Genomic DNA, 14983 nt, shown 5'->3' on the forward strand with positions numbered 1-14983 from the left:
ATGCTTCGACGACAAAAGCACAGTGGAGCAAGCTAATGGCCAGGATGCGCGCAATCGACGCCGCCGTTCTCGTTCTCGAAAAGGAAGGCGTTTCCTGCGCCTTCGGCGTGCCGGGAGCGGCGATCAACCCGTTCTACTCGGCGCTCAAGGCGCGCGGCACGGTGCGCCACGTGCTGGCGCGCCACGTCGAGGCCGCGTCCCACATGGCCGAGGGCTACACGCGGGCGAAGGCCGGCAATATCGGCCTGTGCATCGGCACGTCGGGGCCGGCCGGCACCGACATGATCACCGGGCTCTATTCGGCCTCGGCCGATTCGATCCCGATCCTCTGCATCACCGGGCAGGCGCCGCGCGCCCGACTGAACAAGGAGGATTTCCAGGCGGTCGACATCGCGGCGATCGCCGCACCCGTCACCAAATGGGCGGTCACCGTCATGGAACCCTATCTGGTGCCGATGGCGCTGCAGAAGGCGTTTCACCTGATGCGCTCGTCGCGTCCGGGGCCGGTGCTGATCGACCTGCCGGTCGATGTGCAGCTTGCCGAGATCGAGTTCGACATCGATGCTTACGAACCGATGACGCCCTTCAAGCCGGCGATGACGCGCGGCCAGGCGGAGAAGGCACTGGCCATGCTGAACGAGGCCGAGAAGCCGCTGATCGTTTCCGGCGGCGGCATCATCAATGCCGATGCCTCCGACCTCCTGATCGAGTTCGCCGAGATCACCGGCGTTCCCGTGATCCCGACGCTGATGGGCTGGGGGGCGATCCCCGACGACCACCGGCTGATGGCCGGCATGTGCGGGCTGCAGACCTCGCACCGCTATGGCAACGCCACGATGCTCGCGGCTGACTTCGTGTTCGGCATCGGCAACCGCTGGGCCAACCGCCACACCGGCTCGATCGACGTCTACACGAAGGGCAGAAAATTCGTGCATGTCGACATCGAGCCGACGCAGATCGGCCGCGTCTTCGCGCCGGATCTCGGCGTCGTCTCGGATGCGGGCTCGGCCCTGAAGATTCTGCTCGACGTCGCCACCGAGTGGAAGACGGCGGGCAGGCTGCGCGACTGGTCGGGCTGGGCCAAGGAGTGCCAGGCGCGCAAGAAGACGATGAAGCGCAAGACGCATTTCGATCAGGTGCCGCTGAAGCCTCAGCGCATCTACGAGGAGATGAACAAGGCCTTCGGCCGGGACACGACCTATGTCACGACGATCGGCCTGTCGCAGATCGCCGGCGCGCAGTTCCTGCATGTCTATAAGCCGCGCAACTGGATCAATTGCGGCCAGGCGGGGCCGCTCGGCTGGACGCTGCCGGCAGCGCTTGGCGTGCGCGCGGCGGACCCGGACCGCGACATCGTCGCGCTGTCGGGCGACTACGACTTCCAGTTCATGATCGAGGAACTCGCGGTCGGCGCGCAGCACAGGCTGCCCTACATCCATGTCGTCGTGAACAATGCCTATCTCGGCCTGATCCGCCAGGCGCAGCGCGGTTTTGGCATGGATTTCGAGGTCGATCTCGCCTTCGACAACATCAACACGGTCGGCCATGCCGAGGTCGGCTACGGCGTCGACCATGTCGCGGTCGCCGAGGCGATGGGCTGCAAGGCGATCCGCGTCCGGCGGCCGGAGGAGTTTGCCGGCGCCTTCGAGGAGGCGCGGCGGCTGATGCAGGAGCACCAGGTTCCGGTCGTCGTCGAGTTCATCCTCGAGCGCGTCACCAACATTTCGATGGGCACCGAGATCGACAACATCACCGAGTTCGAGGAACTGGCCGAGAAGCACGAGGACGCGCCGACCGCGATCGTCATGCTCGACTGAATCGGTTTCTAAAGTTTCTGACTCATTTTGTGAAGGAAGGGCGCCATGCCACGGTTTTCAGCCAATCTTTCGATGCTCTTTGGCGAGCACGATTTTCTCGACCGCTTCGACGCGGCGGCCCGCGCCGGCTTCAAGGCGGTCGAATATGTCGGCCCCTACGACCATGCGCCGGAGGTGGTGGCTGCGCGCCTGAAGAAGAACGGGCTGGAGCAGGCGCTGTTCAACCTGCCGGCCGGCAACTGGGCGGCGGGCGAGCGCGGCATCGCGGTTCTGCCCGACCGGATCGCGGAGTTTCGTAAAAGCGTCGAGACGGCGATCACCTATGCGAAGGCGCTGGGCTGCGCCCAGGTCAATTGCCTGGCCGGCATCGCGCCGGCGGGGGTGGCCTCAGCGGAGCTGGAGAACATCTTTGTCGAGAACCTGAAGTTCGCCGCCGACAGGCTGGAAAAGGCCGGGATCAAGCTGCTGATCGAAGCGATCAACACGCGCGACATACCGGGCTTCTTCCTCCACACGTCGAAGCAGGCGCTTCGGATCATTGAACGCGTGGGCTCGAAAAACCTCTATTTTCAGTACGATATCTACCACATGCAGGTCATGGAGGGGGATCTCGCCCGCACCATCGAGACGAATCTCGGCCGCATCGCGCATATCCAGCTTGCGGACAATCCCGGCCGTCACGAGCCGGGGACGGGCGAGATCAACTATCCGTTCCTCTACGACCATCTCGACCGCATCGGCTACGCGGGCTGGGTCGGCGCGGAATACAAGCCGAAGGCCGGCACGGAGGCCGGGCTGGGGTGGTTCAAGGCATTGACGGGCAAGGGGAGCGTGGCGGCATGAGCATGGAAACCATTGGGTTTATTGGACTTGGCATCATGGGCGCGCCGATGGCGGGACATCTGCTGGACGCCGGCTACGCGGTGGTGACATCCGACCACCGCAAGCCGCCGCCGCAGGAACTGGCGGCGAAGGGCCTGAAGGCGGTGACAGGGCACGAGGCGGTCGCGAAGGCCGCCGACATCGTCATCATGATGGTGCCCGACACGCCGCAGGTCGCTGAGGTTCTGTTCGGCGAAAGGGGCGTCGCTGGCGGACTGTCGAAGGGCAAGCTGGCCATCGACATGAGCTCGATATCGCCCATCGAGACCAAGGAATTCGCTAAAAAAATCAATGCGTTGGGTTGCGACTATCTCGACGCGCCGGTGTCGGGCGGCGAGGTCGGCGCCAAGGCGGCGTCGCTGACCATCATGGTCGGCGGCGAGGAGAAGGCGTTCGAACGGGCGCAGCCGGTCTTCGAGAGGATGGGCAAGAACATCACGCTGGTCGGCCCCAACGGGGTCGGCCAGACGGCCAAGGTCGCCAACCAGATCGTCGTCGCGCTGACCATCGAGGCTGTCGCGGAAGCGCTTGTTTTTGCTTCGAAAGCCGGTGCGGACCCGGCCAAGGTGCGGCAGGCGCTGATGGGCGGGCTCGCCAATTCACGCATCCTCGAAGTGCATGGCGAGCGCATGATCAAGCGCAGCTTCGCGCCGGGCTTCCGCATCGAGTTGCACCAGAAGGATCTCAACCTGGCGCTGGAAGGCGCCAAGGCGCTTGGCGTGTCGTTGCCGAACACCTCGACCACCCAGCAGCTCTTCAACGCATGCGCGGCCAATGGCGGCGCGAAGGACGATCATTCGGGGCTGGTGAAGGCGCTGGAGCGGATGGCCGGCCACGCGGTGGGTTAGGTCAAGCCTGCGCGGCTAGTAGCTTCATCAGTGCGTTTTGCGGGATTGCTTCAAATCGCCATTGCTCTGCGAAACATTCGAACAGGTTGTCGCGAAGATAGAAGAGAAAATGCCTGTCACCTGACGAACCTTCAATACCTATCCAGCCCTCGATTTTGGCGAGCGACGGATCAGGCCCCGAGATTTCATAGAATTCACCCCAAGCCGGAGCCAGCCGACTGTAACGGCAGGTGCCGCTAAACCAGGTGTCGTCATTGGTTCCGTCTGTCCTGAAACTTGAGCAGTTGACGAACCGAAGGATACCGAAGTCGCCACGACCGAAGATTTTAAAGACGAAGTGATTCAACGGGAAGGCCAGCAACAGGTCGCCACCGTCCACCGTCAGTTGCGGCGTGGCAATGTTGGGTTCTGCGTTCCAGCCAAGATTTTGCTGCGTGAATTGAAGACCGGCAGTCATGTAAGCGAGCGCAACAGCCATTTGTGAGCCGCGTAGAGCGCCACGGCGGCGGCGTTCGAGACGTTGAGCGAGCGGATCGCGCCGGGCATGTCGAGGCGGGCGAGCGCGGTCACCGTCTCGCGGGTCTTCTGGCGCAGGCCCTTTCCCTCGGCGCCGAGCACGAGGGCGATCTTGTCGCCGGCGAAGGATTTCTCCATTTCCGCAGGCCCGTCCGAATCGAGACCGATCGTGGCGAAGCCTGCCTCGTGCAACTTGCCGAGCGCGTCGGCGAGGTTCCTGACCTCGATCAGGTCGATATGCTCCAGCGCTCCGGAGGCGGACTTCGCCAGCACGCCGGACTCGGTCGGGCTGTGGCGCGAGGTGACGATCAGCGCGCCGGCACCGAAGGCGACGGCCGAGCGCATCACCGCACCGACATTGTGCGGGTCGGTGACCTGGTCGAGCACGACGACGAGTCTTGTGTCGCCGAGTGCCTCGAGCGGCTTGGGGCTCAGCGGCCTGGCCTCGATGACGACGCCCTGGTGCACGGCGTCCGAGCCGGTGATCCTGTCGATGTCGCGCGGCTCGACGATCTCGGCCGCGAAGGGCAGGGCGGCGACGTCGCCGAGCTCCAGCCGCTCGGCGGCGTTGCGCGTCACCAGCATGCGGGTGATCTTGCGCCGCGGGTTGTCGAGCGCGGCGCGCACGGTGTGGATACCGTAGAGGCGCACGAGGCCATCGGGTGCCGGGTCGCCAGGCGCCACCGGCTGGCGCGGCTTGAAGGCGGGCGCGGGCGCGCCGCTCTTCTGGTCGCGGTAGGCGCGCCTCAGGTTGGCGTAGTGGCTGTCCTTGGGGGTCTTGCTGTTCTTGCTGTCGGTCATGGTCGCGTTCTATAGCTGCAACGCGCGGCCAAGGATATGGCGCGTTATCCACCCCGTTGCCGATTTTGCCGCAGCGGGGCGATGTGGCGGTTGACACGTTTCGAGCGTGCCGCCATAAGGCGCTTCGCGGATCGGCAGCCACTGCCGGCTTCGCGAAACAGTGCCTCGTCGCATGGTTCCGTCGGCAGATGGAGGAGTGCCCGAGTGGTTAAAGGGGACGGACTGTAAATCCGTTGGCTCAGCCTACGTTGGTTCAAATCCAACCTCCTCCACCACTGCCGGACCGGACCGCGCGACAGCGGCCTCGCTTTTCAGCGGAGGCCATGGCAATAAGGAACGGCGCGGGTATAGCTCAGTGGTAGAGCAGCAGCCTTCCAAGCTGAATATGCGGGTTCGATTCCCGCTACCCGCTCCAGCAGATTTCGCACAACGCCCCGGTCGGACATAGCGCAATTGTGGATGAGGGCTTCGGCTTAGCCCGGCCGGTTGGCTCTTTCAATTTCGCCGCTGCACCTCTATATCAGCGCTCCCCCTCGAAAACGGGCATGCGACGTCTGGCAGTGTCGATACAAGGCGCGGCCAGAATGCACTTGTGTTTTCCGACCTTTGTCGCTAATCGCCCCGCATTCGAACCCAGTCTCAGTGTTGATGCCGTTAGGAAAGAAAACATGGCAAAAGGTAAATTCGAGCGCAACAAGCCTCATGTGAACGTTGGCACGATCGGTCACGTCGACCATGGCAAGACGTCGCTGACGGCAGCGATCACCAAGTATTTCGGCGAGTTCAAGGCCTACGACATGATCGACGCGGCTCCCGAGGAGCGCGCGCGCGGCATCACCATCTCGACGGCCCACGTCGAATACGAGACGGAAGCCCGCCATTACGCCCACGTCGACTGCCCCGGCCACGCCGACTATGTGAAGAACATGATCACCGGTGCTGCGCAGATGGACGGCGCGATCCTGGTCGTTTCGGCTGCTGACGGCCCGATGCCGCAGACCCGCGAGCACATCCTTCTGGCGCGCCAGGTCGGCGTTCCGGCGCTGGTCGTGTTCCTCAACAAGGTCGACCTTGTCGACGACGAGGAGCTGCTTGAGCTGGTCGAGCTAGAGGTTCGCGAGCTGCTGTCGAAGTACGACTTCCCGGGCGACGACATTCCGATGATCAAGGGTTCGGCCGTTGCCGCTCTGAACGATGGCGACAAGAAGATCGGCGAGGACGCCATCCGCGAGCTGATGGCCGCCGTCGACAGCTACATCCCGACGCCCGAGCGTCCGGTCGACAAGCCGTTCCTGCTGCCGATCGAGGACGTGTTCTCGATCTCGGGCCGCGGCACGGTCGTGACGGGTCGCGTCGAGCGCGGCATCATCAAGGTCGGCGAGGAAGTCGAGATCGTCGGCATCCGCGACACCACCAAGACGACGGTTACCGGCGTCGAGATGTTCCGCAAGCTGCTCGACCAGGGCCAGGCCGGCGACAACATCGGCGCGCTGATCCGCGGCGTTGACCGTGAAGGCGTCGAGCGCGGCCAGGTTCTGGCCAAGCCCGGTTCGGTGAAGCCGCACAAGAAGTTCGTGGCCGAAGCCTACATCCTGACCAAGGAAGAGGGTGGCCGTCACACGCCGTTCTTCACCAACTACCGTCCGCAGTTCTATTTCCGCACGACGGACGTGACCGGCATCGTGTCGCTTCCGGAAGGCACCGAGATGGTGATGCCGGGCGACAACATCACGGTCGATGTCGAGCTGATCGTGCCGATCGCCATGGAAGAGAAGCTGCGCTTCGCCATCCGCGAAGGCGGCCGCACGGTTGGCGCCGGCATCGTCGCCAGCATTACCGAGTAGTTGAACTTCGGGTTCCGCCGGGATTTCCGGCGGAACCTCGTTTTCGCCGGCGGCTAGAGCACTTTTGGGCTTGATGCCGTCGGGAAGACGAACTAGAGCGACAGCGTCGGTTCGCTGACGCATACGGGCATAGCTCAGTTGGTAGAGCGGCGGTCTCCAAAACCGCAGGTCGTAGGTTCGAGCCCTGCTGCCCGTGCCAGTCCGATCACCAGTCTCGCATGGTGCATGCTGCGAGGGCGCCATAGCCGGGAAGGGACGATTGGATGGTTCCTATGCGGCGTTTGGAACATGAAGCGGAATCTTCGCACTTGCGTGCGGGGAGAATCGACTTTATGTAGGCGTAACAGACACGCGGCGCGTGGAGCTGGGCAACCGGCTTTGCGCGTCAATCTTGCATGGCTGGACGGCAGCGCGAATCGCGGCTCCCGGCAAGCATGCAGGAAGTATCTCCCGGCGCACGGGATCATCCAGAAGCCCGGTCAACGGGTCTCGAAAGCAGAGCGGCACATGGCATCAAAGACGACCAACCCCTTTACCTTCCTGCAGCAGGTGAGGGTGGAAGCGGCGAAGGTAACCTGGCCTTCGCGGCGCGAGACGATGATCTCGACGATCATGGTCCTCATATTCGCGGTTATCGCGATGGTGTTTTTCTTTGCCGCTGATCAGATCATGGCCTACGGCGTCGAGATCATTCTCGGCATCGGGCGCTGACGCCGGACGATATTGGAGATTTTGGCATGACTGCGCGGTGGTACATCGTCCACGCCTATTCGAACTTCGAAAAGAAGGTCGCCGAGGACATTGAGAACAAGGCGAAGCAGAAGGGTTTGGGCGACCTGATCGAGCAGATCATCGTGCCGACCGAGAAGGTCGTCGAGGTTCGCCGCGGCCGCAAGGTCGACGCGGAGCGCAAGTTCTTCCCAGGCTACGTCCTGGTTCGCGCCACGCTGACGGACGCCGTCTTCTCGCTGATCAAGAACACCCCGAAGGTGACCGGCTTCCTCGGCGATTCCAAGCCGGTGGCGATCACCGACAAGGAAGCCGAGCGCATCCTGCACCAGGTGCAGGAGGGCGTCGAGCGGCCGAAGCCGTCGGTGACCTTCGAGATCGGCGAATCGATCCGCGTCTCGGACGGCCCGTTCGCCTCGTTCAACGGCTTTGTCCAGGAAGTCGACGAGGACCGCGCGCGGCTCAAGGTGGAAGTTTCGATCTTCGGGCGCGCCGTGCCTGTCGATCTCGAATTCGGTCAGGTCGAAAAGGGCTGACCGGATATCCGCGGCCGGTTCGTTCCGGCAGCGGGTGAGGTGCGCATCGAGATGCGCCCCTTGAACAGGTGGGAGGCGATGGCGGCTTAGCCGGCTGTCGGAGCCGAACCACCGAACTGCAACCGCCGGCACTGTCCGGCACGAAGTAAAGGCAGAGAGAATGGCTAAAAAGATTGCAGGCCAGCTCAAGCTCCAGGTTCCGGCAGGATCGGCGACGCCGTCCCCGCCGATCGGCCCGGCGCTCGGTCAGCGCGGCATCAACATCATGGAATTCTGCAAGGCGTTCAATGCGCAGACGCAGGAAGCCGAGAAGGGTTCGCCCATTCCGGTCGTGATCACCTATTACGTCGACAAGTCCTTCACCTTCGCGATGAAGACCCCGCCGGTGAGCTACTTCCTGAAGAAGGCCGCCAAGCTGAAGTCGGGTTCCAAGGAGCCGGGCAAGGTCAAGGCCGGCACGATCGCGCGCGACAAGGTGCGCGAAATCGCCGAGGCCAAGATGAAGGATCTGAACGCAACGGACATCGAAGGGGCCATGCGCATGGTCGAGGGCTCCGCCCGCTCGATGGGCCTGGAAGTGGTGGGCTGAGACGATGGCAAAGATTTCAAAGCGTTTGGCCAAGACCCGCGACGGCATCGATCCGGAAAAGGCCTATAGCCTCGGAGAGGCCCTGAAGCTGCTCAAGGACCGTTCGGCCGTCAAGTTTGACGAGACGATCGAAGTCGCCATGAACCTCGGCGTCGACCCGCGCCATGCAGACCAGATGGTCCGCGGCGTGGTCAACCTGCCGAACGGCACGGGCCGTACGGTTCGCGTCGCCGTGTTCGCCCGTGGCGACAAGGCCGACGAAGCAACGGCTGCCGGCGCCGACATCGTCGGTGCGGAAGAGCTGGTGGACATCGTGCAGAAGGGTCAGATCGACTTCGACCGCTGCATCGCCACGCCCGACATGATGCCGCTCGTCGGCCGTCTCGGCAAGGTGCTCGGCCCGCGCGGCATGATGCCGAACCCGAAGGTCGGCACGGTGACGATGGACGTCGCGGCTGCCGTCAAGGCTTCGAAGGGCGGCGCCGTCGAGTTCCGCGTCGAGAAGGCGGGCATCGTGCACGCCGGCGTCGGCAAGGTCTCGTTCGACGTCAAGGCTCTGGAAGAGAACGTCCAGGCTTTTGCGGACGCCGTGAACAAGGCCAAGCCGGCCGGTTCCAAGGGCGTCTACGTCAAGAAGGTCTCGGTCACCTCGACCATGGGCCCCGGCCTGAAGATCGACGTCGCCAGCCTCTCGGCTGTGTCCTGACGTCAAGCATCGGGATCGGCGCCTAGGCAGCTGATCCCGCAACAAGAATTCCGGGCCTCGCAAGCGGCCCGGGATGCGGAAGCAGAAATGGTTCCGCATATCCTGTCCGAGATTGTTGGCGGCCCCAGGGCCTTAATGAATGCCGGCATGAGACGGGTGACGACCGGACAACGGGGCGATTGCCCCAATGAAAGGTTCGAACCGTGTTTGCCTTTTGTCTGCGCACCGGCCTGCCGGTGTGGCGAAAGGGGGCAGGATCCTCGAGCGCTGTTCGGGAGATCCGGAATATTCGGATAGCCCGCGCGGCAAAGGCAACCCGACCGCTGTTCCCTAAAACGGGGCAGGGGTCAACTGGAGATAGGCAGTGGACAGAGCGGAAAAACGCGAACTCGTCACGGGCCTGAACGACGCCTTCAAGGGCGCCGGATCAGTAGTCGTGGCCCACTACGCCGGTATCACCGTGGCGCAAATGAACGACCTTCGGTCGAAAATGCGCACTGCGGGCGGCACCGTCAAAGTCGCGAAGAACCGTCTCGCCAAAATCGCTCTTCAGGGCACGGAATCCGAAAGCATCATCGACCTGTTCAAGGGACAGACGCTGATTGCCTATTCGGAAGATCCGATTACGGCACCGAAGGTCGCGTCCGACTTCGCCAAGGGAAATGACAAGCTCGTCATCCTCGGCGGATCCATGGGCACGACCGCGCTCGACGCCGACGGAGTGAAGGCTTTGGCCCAGCTCCCGTCGCTCGACGAGCTTCGCGCCAAGCTGGTTGGCATGATCGCCACGCCGGCAACCCGGATCGCCCAGATCGTCAATGCGCCCGCAGGTTCGCTTGCGCGCGTCATCGGCGCTTACGCCCGGAAGGACGAGGCGGCATGAGGCCGTTCCTCGCTATCACAAACACACGTTCGAACCTTATGAAGGAATATTCAAATGGCTGATCTCTCTAAGATCGTTGACGATCTTTCGAACCTGACCGTCCTCGAGGCGGCCGAGCTTTCGAAGCTTCTGGAAGAAAAGTGGGGCGTTTCTGCTGCCGCTCCCGTGGCCGTTGCCGCTGCCGGCGGCGCCGGTGCTGCTGCTGCTCCGGCCGAGGAAAAGACGGAATTCGACGTCGTCCTCACCGACGCAGGCGCACAGAAGATCAACGTCATCAAGGAAGTCCGCGCGATCACCGGTCTTGGCCTCAAGGAAGCCAAGGACCTGGTCGAGGCGGCTCCGAAGCCGGTCAAGGAAGCTGTTTCCAAGGCCGACGCCGACAAGTTCAAGGCCCAGCTGGAAGCAGCCGGCGCCAAGGTCGAACTGAAGTAAGCGTTACAGCTATCAGGCGGGCGGCTCCGGTCGCCCGCCGAATTCCCTGCCAGCCAGGGTGCCCGCGTGAAGGGGTAAGTATTGGGGAACCTCTTTCCTGAGGGCCGGACGGCTTTCAGGAAACGGGTTTTTCACCGTTTTCAAGGACCGCGGCGGTGGTCCCAGAATTTGCAAGGCGCGCCGGCGGGCAGCGCCCCAAGAGAGCTAGCCAAGGAGCGACGATGGCCCAGACCCAGAAATTCAATGGCCGCAGACGCGTACGGAAATTCTTCGGGCACATCCCCGAAGTCGCGGAGATGCCGAACCTCATCGAGGTCCAGAAGGCTTCCTACGACCAGTTCCTGATGGTCGACGAGCCCGAAGGCGGCCGTCCCGACGAGGGCCTGCAGGCCGTTTTCCGGTCTGTCTTCCCGATCTCGGACTTTTCCGGTTCGTCGATGCTCGAATTCGTCAAGTACGAGTTCGAAGCGCCGAAATTCGACGTCGACGAGTGCCGTCAGCGCGACCTGACCTATGCTGCGCCGCTGAAGGTGACGCTGCGCCTCATCGTGTTCGATATCGACGAGGATACCGGCGCCAAGTCCGTCAAGGACATCAAGGAGCAGGACGTCTACATGGGCGACATGCCGCTCATGACGCTGAACGGCACCTTCATCATCAACGGCACCGAGCGCGTCATCGTCTCGCAGATGCACCGCTCGCCGGGCGTCTTCTTCGACCATGACAAGGGCAAGTCGCATTCGTCGGGCAAGCTGCTGTTTGCCGCGCGCGTCATCCCCTATCGCGGTTCGTGGCTCGACATCGAGTTCGATTCCAAGGACGTCGTGCACGCCCGCATCGACCGCCGCCGCAAGATTCCGGCGACGTCGCTGCTGATGGCGCTCGGCATGGACCCGGAAGAGATCCTGTCGACCTTCTACAACAAGCTGACCTACAAGCGGGCCGGCGATCACTGGCGCATCCCGTTCAGCCAGGACCGCTTCCGCGGCCTCAAGGCCGTCGCCGACCTGGTTGACGCCGATACCGGCGAAGTCGTTGTCGAGGCCGGCAAGAAGATCACGGCGCGCCAGGCCAAGCAGCTCGCCGAGAAGGGCCTGAAGGCCATCAAGGCGACCGACGAGGACCTGATCGGCAGCTACCTCGCCGAGGACATCGTCAACTACGGCACTGGCGAGATCTTCCTCGAGGCAGGCGACGAGATCGACGAGAAGACGCTGAAGGTCCTGCTCGCCGCCGGCGACAAGGAAATCCAGATACTCGACATCGATCACATCAACATCGGCGGCTACATCCGCAACACGCTGGCGATCGACAAGAATGAGAGCCGCCAGGACGCGCTGTTCGACATCTACCGCGTGATGCGCCCGGGCGAGCCGCCGACCCTCGAGACGGCCGAAGCGATGTTCAACTCGCTGTTCTTCGACGCCGACCGCTACGACCTGTCGGCCGTCGGCCGCGTCAAGATGAACATGCGTCTCGAGCTGAAGGCCGAGGATACCGTGCGCGTGCTGCGCAAGGAGGACATCCTGGCCGTCGTCAAGACGCTGGTCGAACTGCGCGACGGCAAGGGCGAGATCGACGACATCGACAATCTCGGCAACCGCCGCGTGCGCTCGGTCGGCGAGCTGATGGAAAACCAGTACCGCGTCGGCCTGCTTCGCATGGAGCGCGCGATCAAGGAGCGCATGTCCTCGATCGAGATCGACACGGTCATGCCGCAGGACCTGATCAACGCCAAGCCGGCGGCTGCCGCCGTGCGCGAGTTCTTCGGTTCCTCGCAGCTGTCGCAGTTCATGGATCAGACCAACCCGCTGTCGGAGATCACCCACAAGCGTCGCCTGTCGGCGCTTGGACCCGGCGGTCTGACGCGTGAGCGCGCCGGCTTCGAGGTGCGCGACGTGCATCCGACGCATTACGGCCGCATCTGCCCGATCGAGACGCCGGAAGGCCCGAACATCGGCCTGATCAACTCGCTCGCCACCTTCGCACGCGTCAACAAGTACGGCTTCATCGAGACGCCGTACCGCAAGATCGTCGACGGCAAGGTGACGATGGACGTCAGCTACCTGTCGGCCATGGAAGAGTCCAAGCACTACGTCGCGCAGGCCAACGCCGTGCTCGACAAGAAGGGCCAGTTCGTCGACGAGTTCGTCATCTGCCGGCATGCCGGCGAGGTGATGATGGCGCCGCGCGAAAACGTCGACCTCATGGACGTGTCGCCCAAGCAGCTCGTCTCGGTCGCCGCGGCGCTCATTCCGTTCCTCGAGAACGATGACGCCAACCGCGCACTGATGGGCTCGAACATGCAGCGCCAGGCGGTGCCGCTGGTTCGCGCCGAAGCGCCCTTCGTCGGCACCGGCATGGAGCCGATCGTCGCCCGTGACTCCGGCGCCGCCATCGGCGCCCGCCGCGGCGGCATCGTCGACCAGGTCGATGCGACGCGTATCGTCGTGCGTGCCACGGAAGATCTCGATCCCGGCAAGTCGGGCGTCGACATCTACCGCCTGATGAAGTTCCAGCGTTCCAACCAGAACACCTGCATCAACCAGCGTCCGCTGGTGCGCATGGGCGACCTGGTGAACAAGGGCGACATCATCGCCGACGGTCCCTCGACCGATCTCGGCGATCTGGCGCTCGGCCGCAACGTGCTCGTCGCGTTCATGCCGTGGAACGGCTACAACTACGAGGACTCGATCCTTCTCTCCGAGAAGATCGTCTCCGACGACGTCTTCACCTCGATCCACATCGAGGAGTTCGAGGTCATGGCCCGCGACACCAAGCTCGGGCCTGAGGAGATCACGCGCGACATTCCCAACGTTTCGGAAGAAGCGCTGAAGAACCTCGACGAGGCAGGCATCGTCTATATCGGTGCGGAAGTGGCGCCCGGCGACATCCTGGTCGGCAAGATCACGCCGAAGGGCGAGAGCCCGATGACGCCGGAGGAGAAGCTCCTGCGCGCCATCTTCGGCGAGAAGGCATCGGATGTTCGCGACACCTCCATGCGCATGCCGCCTGGGACCTTCGGCACCGTCGTCGAAGTGCGCGTCTTCAATCGCCACGGCGTGGAGAAGGACGAGCGCGCCATGGCCATCGAGCGCGAGGAAATCGAGCGTCTCGCCAAGGACCGTGACGACGAGCAGGCCATTCTCGACCGCAACGTCTACTCGCGCCTCAGCGACACGCTGAAGGGCAAGGAAGCGATTGCCGGCCCGAAGGGCTTCAAGAAGGGCACCAAGCTGACGCAGGAGATCCTCGAGGACTTCCCGCGCTCGCAGTGGTGGCAGTTCGCCGTCGAGAACGAGAAGTTGCAGAGCGAGCTCGAGGCCCTTCGCGGCCAGTACGACGACTCCAAGAAGGCGCTCGAGCAGCGCTTCATGGACAAGGTCGAGAAGGTGCAGCGCGGCGACGAGATGCCCCCCGGCGTCATGAAGATGGTCAAGGTCTTCGTTGCCGTGAAGCGCAAGATGCAGCCGGGCGACAAGATGGCCGGCCGTCATGGCAACAAGGGCGTCGTTTCGAAGATCGTTCCTGTCGAGGACATGCCGTTCCTCGAGGACGGCACCCATGCCGATATCGTGCTCAACCCGTTGGGCGTGCCGTCGCGCATGAATGTCGGACAGATCCTCGAGACCCACCTGGGCTGGGCCTGTGCCGGAATGGGCAGGAAGATCGGCGAACTGATCGACGCCTACAAGGCGGCTGGAGACATCAAGCCGCTGCGTGCGACGATCGAGAACCTGATCCCGGAGAACGACCGCAACGAGCCGGTCAGGCAGTACGACGACGAGTCGATCGTGCGGCTCGGCGAACAGATGCGGCGCGGCGTTTCGATCGCCACGCCGGTGTTCGACGGTGCGCATGAAGCCGACATCGACGCCATGCTGACCGATGCCGGCCTGCACACCAGCGGCCAGTCGCAGCTCTATGACGGGCGTACCGGCGAGCCGTTCGATCGCAAGGTGACGATGGGCTACATATATATGCTCAAGCTTCACCACCTGGTGGACGACAAGATCCACGCGCGTTCGATCGGACCCTACTCGCTCGTTACCCAGCAGCCGCTGGGCGGCAAGGCGCAGTTCGGCGGCCAGCGCTTCGGCGAGATGGAGGTGTGGGCACTCGAAGCATATGGCGCCGCCTACACGCTGCAGGAAATGCTGACTGTGAAGTCGGACGACGTGGCCGGACGCACCAAGGTCTACGAGGCGATCGTCAGAGGCGACGACACTTTCGAGGCCGGCATCCCCGAGAGCTTCAACGTTCTCGTCAAGGAAATGCGCTCGCTGGGTCTCAACGTCGAGCTGGAAAACACCAAGCTCGACGACGAACCGGTCCGGCTGCCCGACGCGGCCGAATAGAACAAGGGCGCACCGCGTTATTCGCGGTGCGCCCAAACTGCC

The 14983-nt window shown here is 63.4% G+C and carries 13 protein-coding genes and 3 tRNA genes; 14 read left to right on the forward strand and 2 right to left on the reverse strand.

Annotated elements, in window-relative coordinates:
• Nucleotides 1–35: 35 nt before the first annotated feature.
• From gcl to ACT2BZ_RS17875, 3 genes are read left to right on the forward strand one after another with little or no spacing between them, the layout of a single operon-like run.
• Nucleotides 36–1817 carry a glyoxylate carboligase gene (gene gcl, locus ACT2BZ_RS17865; protein ID WP_457936527.1) on the forward strand — a complete coding sequence of 594 codons (1782 nt, stop codon included), beginning with the start codon at nt 36–38 and terminating at the stop codon, nt 1815–1817.
• Between the two features lie 45 nt (nt 1818–1862).
• Complete coding sequence (gene hyi / locus ACT2BZ_RS17870; RefSeq protein ID WP_457936528.1) at nt 1863–2660, forward strand: hydroxypyruvate isomerase; 798 nt, start codon at nt 1863–1865, stop codon at nt 2658–2660.
• 2 nt (nt 2661–2662) lie between these two features.
• Complete coding sequence (locus tag ACT2BZ_RS17875; RefSeq protein ID WP_457941374.1) at nt 2663–3547, forward strand: 2-hydroxy-3-oxopropionate reductase; 885 nt, start codon at nt 2663–2665, stop codon at nt 3545–3547.
• Between the two features lies 1 nt (nt 3548).
• Here ACT2BZ_RS17875 and ACT2BZ_RS17880 read toward each other — a convergent pair whose 3' ends face one another.
• On the reverse strand, nt 3549–4025 hold the full coding sequence (locus ACT2BZ_RS17880) for a hypothetical protein (protein ID WP_457936530.1): 477 nt from the start codon (nt 4023–4025) through the stop codon (nt 3549–3551).
• Nucleotides 4001–4864 (reverse strand): TrmH family RNA methyltransferase, encoded by an 864-nt coding sequence (locus tag ACT2BZ_RS17885; RefSeq protein WP_457936532.1) that lies wholly within the window; start codon nt 4862–4864, stop codon nt 4001–4003. Before ACT2BZ_RS17885 ends, ACT2BZ_RS17880 begins: the two co-directional genes overlap by 25 nt.
• Before the next feature lie 190 nt (nt 4865–5054).
• On the opposite strand from ACT2BZ_RS17885, the gene ACT2BZ_RS17890 reads away from it, so the two are divergent.
• The 11 genes from ACT2BZ_RS17890 (at nt 5055) to rpoB (ending at nt 14941) form a co-directional block, all read left to right on the forward strand.
• Nucleotides 5055–5139 (forward strand) — tRNA-Tyr (locus tag ACT2BZ_RS17890).
• 66 nt (nt 5140–5205) lie between these two features.
• Nucleotides 5206–5279 (forward strand) — tRNA-Gly (locus ACT2BZ_RS17895).
• 253 nt (nt 5280–5532) lie between these two features.
• Entirely contained in the window at nt 5533–6708 is a 1176-nt protein-coding gene (gene tuf, locus ACT2BZ_RS17900) for an elongation factor Tu (RefSeq protein WP_457936534.1), read from the forward strand.
• Nucleotides 6709–6831: 123 nt separating this feature from the next.
• Nucleotides 6832–6907: transfer RNA gene (locus ACT2BZ_RS17905), tRNA-Trp, on the forward strand.
• Between the two features lie 308 nt (nt 6908–7215).
• The gene (gene secE, locus ACT2BZ_RS17910; protein WP_457936536.1) at nt 7216–7419 is read left to right on the forward strand and encodes a preprotein translocase subunit SecE; all 204 of its coding nucleotides are present in this window, start codon (nt 7216–7218) and stop codon (nt 7417–7419) included.
• 26 nt (nt 7420–7445) lie between these two features.
• Nucleotides 7446–7973 (forward strand): transcription termination/antitermination protein NusG, encoded by a 528-nt coding sequence (gene nusG, locus ACT2BZ_RS17915; protein ID WP_457936538.1) that lies wholly within the window; start codon nt 7446–7448, stop codon nt 7971–7973.
• A gap of 160 nt (nt 7974–8133) precedes the next feature.
• Complete coding sequence (gene rplK, locus ACT2BZ_RS17920) at nt 8134–8562, forward strand: 50S ribosomal protein L11 (protein WP_457936540.1); 429 nt, start codon at nt 8134–8136, stop codon at nt 8560–8562.
• A 4-nt stretch (nt 8563–8566) separates the two neighbouring features.
• Nucleotides 8567–9268: a 50S ribosomal protein L1 gene (gene rplA, locus ACT2BZ_RS17925; RefSeq protein WP_457936542.1), complete on the forward strand. Its 702-nt coding sequence runs from the start codon at nt 8567–8569 to the stop codon at nt 9266–9268.
• A gap of 364 nt (nt 9269–9632) precedes the next feature.
• Nucleotides 9633–10151 carry a 50S ribosomal protein L10 gene (gene rplJ, locus ACT2BZ_RS17930; RefSeq protein WP_457936544.1) on the forward strand — a complete coding sequence of 173 codons (519 nt, stop codon included), beginning with the start codon at nt 9633–9635 and terminating at the stop codon, nt 10149–10151.
• Nucleotides 10152–10205: 54 nt separating this feature from the next.
• A complete protein-coding gene (gene rplL / locus ACT2BZ_RS17935; RefSeq protein ID WP_457936546.1) occupies nt 10206–10583 on the forward strand; it encodes a 50S ribosomal protein L7/L12 in 378 nt (125 codons plus the stop codon).
• A 221-nt stretch (nt 10584–10804) separates the two neighbouring features.
• Nucleotides 10805–14941 carry a DNA-directed RNA polymerase subunit beta gene (gene rpoB, locus ACT2BZ_RS17940; protein WP_457936548.1) on the forward strand — a complete coding sequence of 1379 codons (4137 nt, stop codon included), beginning with the start codon at nt 10805–10807 and terminating at the stop codon, nt 14939–14941.
• The last annotated feature ends 42 nt before the right edge of the window (nt 14942–14983 follow it).

Source organism: Mesorhizobium sp. 10J20-29, assembly GCF_054130485.1.

Bases quoted from the DNA above. Each gene is read 5' to 3' on its own strand.
- gcl (WP_457936527.1), top strand. From the start codon at position 36: ATGGCCAGGATGCGCGCAATCGACGCCGCCGTTCTCGTTCTCGAAAAG.
- hyi (WP_457936528.1), top strand. From the start codon at position 1,863: ATGCCACGGTTTTCAGCCAATCTTTCGATGCTCTTTGGCGAGCACGAT.
- ACT2BZ_RS17875 (WP_457941374.1), top strand. From the start codon at position 2,663: ATGGAAACCATTGGGTTTATTGGACTTGGCATCATGGGCGCGCCGATG.
- ACT2BZ_RS17880 (WP_457936530.1), bottom strand. From the start codon at position 4,025: ATGGCTGTTGCGCTCGCTTACATGACTGCCGGTCTTCAATTCACGCAG.
- ACT2BZ_RS17885 (WP_457936532.1), bottom strand. From the start codon at position 4,864: ATGACCGACAGCAAGAACAGCAAGACCCCCAAGGACAGCCACTACGCC.
- tuf (WP_457936534.1), top strand. From the start codon at position 5,533: ATGGCAAAAGGTAAATTCGAGCGCAACAAGCCTCATGTGAACGTTGGC.
- secE (WP_457936536.1), top strand. From the start codon at position 7,216: ATGGCATCAAAGACGACCAACCCCTTTACCTTCCTGCAGCAGGTGAGG.
- nusG (WP_457936538.1), top strand. From the start codon at position 7,446: ATGACTGCGCGGTGGTACATCGTCCACGCCTATTCGAACTTCGAAAAG.
- rplK (WP_457936540.1), top strand. From the start codon at position 8,134: ATGGCTAAAAAGATTGCAGGCCAGCTCAAGCTCCAGGTTCCGGCAGGA.
- rplA (WP_457936542.1), top strand. From the start codon at position 8,567: ATGGCAAAGATTTCAAAGCGTTTGGCCAAGACCCGCGACGGCATCGAT.
- rplL (WP_457936546.1), top strand. From the start codon at position 10,206: ATGGCTGATCTCTCTAAGATCGTTGACGATCTTTCGAACCTGACCGTC.
- rpoB (WP_457936548.1), top strand. From the start codon at position 10,805: ATGGCCCAGACCCAGAAATTCAATGGCCGCAGACGCGTACGGAAATTC.